This is a genomic window from Streptomyces sp. NPDC001401, from assembly GCF_042895385.1.
Classification (GTDB): Bacteria; Actinomycetota; Actinomycetes; order Streptomycetales; family Streptomycetaceae; genus Streptomyces.
Genome location: NZ_JBIAWI010000048.1, coordinates 1 through 3,099, shown reverse-complemented (window position 1 = coordinate 3,099; position 3,099 = coordinate 1). Strand labels below are relative to the sequence as shown.

The 3,099-nt window shown below is 59.5% G+C and carries 1 protein-coding gene and 1 pseudogene; both read right to left on the bottom strand.

Features of this window, described 5'->3' with window-relative positions:
• Positions 1–409 (bottom strand): annotated as a pseudogene (locus ACFY10_RS55000) (hypothetical protein); the annotation flags it as partial.
• Between the two features lie 858 nt (positions 410–1,267).
• Positions 1,268–2,431: a hypothetical protein gene (locus ACFY10_RS54995; RefSeq protein WP_390672978.1), complete on the bottom strand. Its 1,164-nt coding sequence runs from the start codon at positions 2,429–2,431 to the stop codon at positions 1,268–1,270.
• Between the last annotated feature and the right edge of the window lie 668 nt (positions 2,432–3,099).

Here is a 3,099-nt window from a genome sequence, read left to right as displayed (position 1 = left end):
GATCTGATCGCCCGAACTCTCCCGCAACGACGCCCGAACCATGTCTGAGCAGCGGAAACTCAACGATCACATCCGGAAAGACAACGGCTTCTAAGTCGTCGGCGACTGTGAGTTCTGGCAAAGCCAAGGAACGCCGTTGAGGCGCAGCAGACGGCTGGGCTTGTCGAGGACGACCCGTTGGTCCCGGATCACGGACAGCAGAAGACTCGGGACGATCAGAGCGAACGGTCACTGGATCACCCAGATGTTGACGCAGCAAGGCAACGGCCTCGCGTCGATAGTTCTCACGCTTGATCGTGATGACGCGTGTCGCTCGGTCCGCCCACGCAACGGTTGTGCCGTCCGACAGATTCACGTACAGCCGATCCTTGCCATGCCGCTTCCACGGGTTCACCGTGAGATCGCTCATTGGCCGCCCCCGGATGTGTGCCGTCCCCACACTCATGGCATCAGCAGGCCTGTCACCTGGCAAGAGCGCCTTGCGGTCAGACTTTCCCTACTTCATCAAGGCTCGCTGCGCTCGCTCGACCGGCAGCCGACGGCGCTTGTCGATCTTCGGGCGAGGCTCCGCCCAGGCATATCAACGGCCGCTCTGGCCCGCACACCACCGCCACCACGATCCGGCCTCAGGATTGGAAAAGAGCAACCGCAGCTGGACCCCAAACGCCCGTCATCGGGGCCATCACGCACCCCTTTCCACCCGGTTGCCTACATCAGTAGGTCGGATCAAACCGAGGGCCGCGCCAAGCGCGGCGGCGCCGGTCGGTCGCCGCCGCGCCGCCTCCATGTCTCCGCCACCGGCGCACGCCGCCGCCCGCCCGTCGCCGCACGCAGCGGCCAAATACCAACACGGGCACGGGGGCGAACGATGATCCCCAACGGTGCAGGTAAAAGACGCCTTGTGTTACCGAAAGAGGCCGGATCGTGGTGGCGGCGGCATACGGTCCGACGCTGCCAGATACGCGGGCGTCCGAACGGCCCGCCGATCCCGCACCAGCTCACCGGCCGGACGGCGGATGCGGCCATGAGGCGGGGGAAAACCCCGTCGTGGCTGGGGCGGTCGGCTCCGCGACTTTAGCCAGCCACTTTGGCGCGAGCCTCGAAGATCATGGCCCCAACGTCGTGCTTTAACGGGCAGGTCAACAGACTGCCCGACGCGCCGGAAGCTTACGGGGCCATGATCACTCGCGCCAAAGCAGCTCCCGGCCAAAGTCGCTCCGCCAACCTTTCTTTGGATCCTACCCGTCGAAAGCCTCTAGTCAAAAAATCATTTCCAACTAATTGCCTTCCCGAGCGTATCATTGATGCGCGCCGCCACATCCTTTTGCGCCGCAACAAGAGAGAGTACCCCAGCAACAATGAGCGACCATCTCAAACTCTCCGATGCTGCTTCCTGTGAGGCAACCGCGGGAATCATGGGCAAAATCATTCCGGCACCAATAAGAGTGACAGGAGGGAGAGACCAGATGAAGAATCGACGCAAACGATCGGTGCGCGCAACCTCTGTTGGGGCATTTTCCAGCAACGCCGCGCGATCACCGACAGCAAGGGCTTCAATTCCAAACATCATTGATTCCACGGCGCGGCGGACATCTTCAGCACAGCCAACCTTAAGGAGGGCACCCTTATGGGCTCGAAATACCTCAGCCATACGGAACGCATCATCTCTGAGCCCCTGCCGTCGGCGAGGATCAAGAAACTTCATCAGCTCACCAGGAGCTCCTGAGCTCTCCACGCTTCGCGCGACACTCTCAATGCTAGTTATATGCTCCCTCGCCACATCGACGTTTTGAAGCTTATATCTGTCCCGCCAGACACGTGCCGTTAGCCGTACCCACCCAACAAGGGCATCATCGTATCGCGTCAGACGAGGGGCCTTCTTCCGGAACGAGGAGGCTACGGCAACTAGGCCAAAGAGTAGTAGGATCCAAATAGCCAACGCCAGGACTCCCATAGCGAAGTATCCAATGCAAGCGGAGAATGCAGCAGAATCACCATCTGCCCCTTGCAGCGCAGCAACCAAAATGGCCGTGAAGAAGACTGACTCCACCGAAGCCAAGAGAAGCAAGTGAGACGGCAGGTAAAGCCTCCACCTCCCTTGAATAAATCGCGAAACCAGGGCGAGATTGAGCAAGAAACCAAAAACAAATGATCCCGCCGAAAGAGCCCGAAAACCAAATGGACTGAACCGAGTCAAAAGAATCGCGATAGCCATCATCTCGACAACTATGAAAGCGAAAGAAACCATCTTGGTGATTTCGCTAAAGACATACCCCGGATAAGTTCGGCGAATCGCCGCAAAAAGCACACGCTTGCGGATTTCGACTTGCTTCCCATTGCCGAGATCAGGAAGCCTATCGTACGCCCTGACCACTTCTTCAACTTCCGCACGAGCGCCCCTCAAAAGGTAGGCAATCAGCCTTCTTTTCAATTCATCAACCCTTCCAATGATGACCCAAGCATGGCGATCAGAATTCTTTTTCGGTACGCGAGATGCCAGCGTACCGATAATTGGACAAGAATCGACGAGGTTTTCAGGAAACGGCTACCGGCCAAGATCGACGTCGATATACTCACGACGGCGCCGACCTCAACACGTGCAGCACTGCTATAGCACCAGCCATGCAAGCACAGTCACGGCCGTTGCGGACTGCGGGCCGCATGGTGGCCCCAGCCGTGGCAGTGCAGCAGACGGGAACGACCGGCGATCACGCCGCCAGTCGAATACGTGTCGAAGTTGTCGGAGCGGAGTCCACGTCCCCGCTTGTGCACAGGTCAACGGCATAGTGCGCCAATAGCGTCTAGGCGCCTTCTAAGCGCCGGGGCGCAGCCAGAGTGAGTGTCTAACTGCGTGACAACGCCCACGGACAGCGGCGGACAACCGCGCACACGTGTGGACCATCTCAGCAGGTGAGCGGCACACGAGCACAAGGCCGAGCGCTCGCCCAGGTTGCTTCGGGACGAAAAGGTCGTACGGCCGGGTGAGAAGTCTGGGCCGTCTCTGGTGTCGACGGTCAGCCGATTCGGCTCTGTCGGAGATCTTGTGATGCGGCCTGCCCCGGCGCATCTGCTTCTACGCAGTCGTTCGGTGGATCAGTA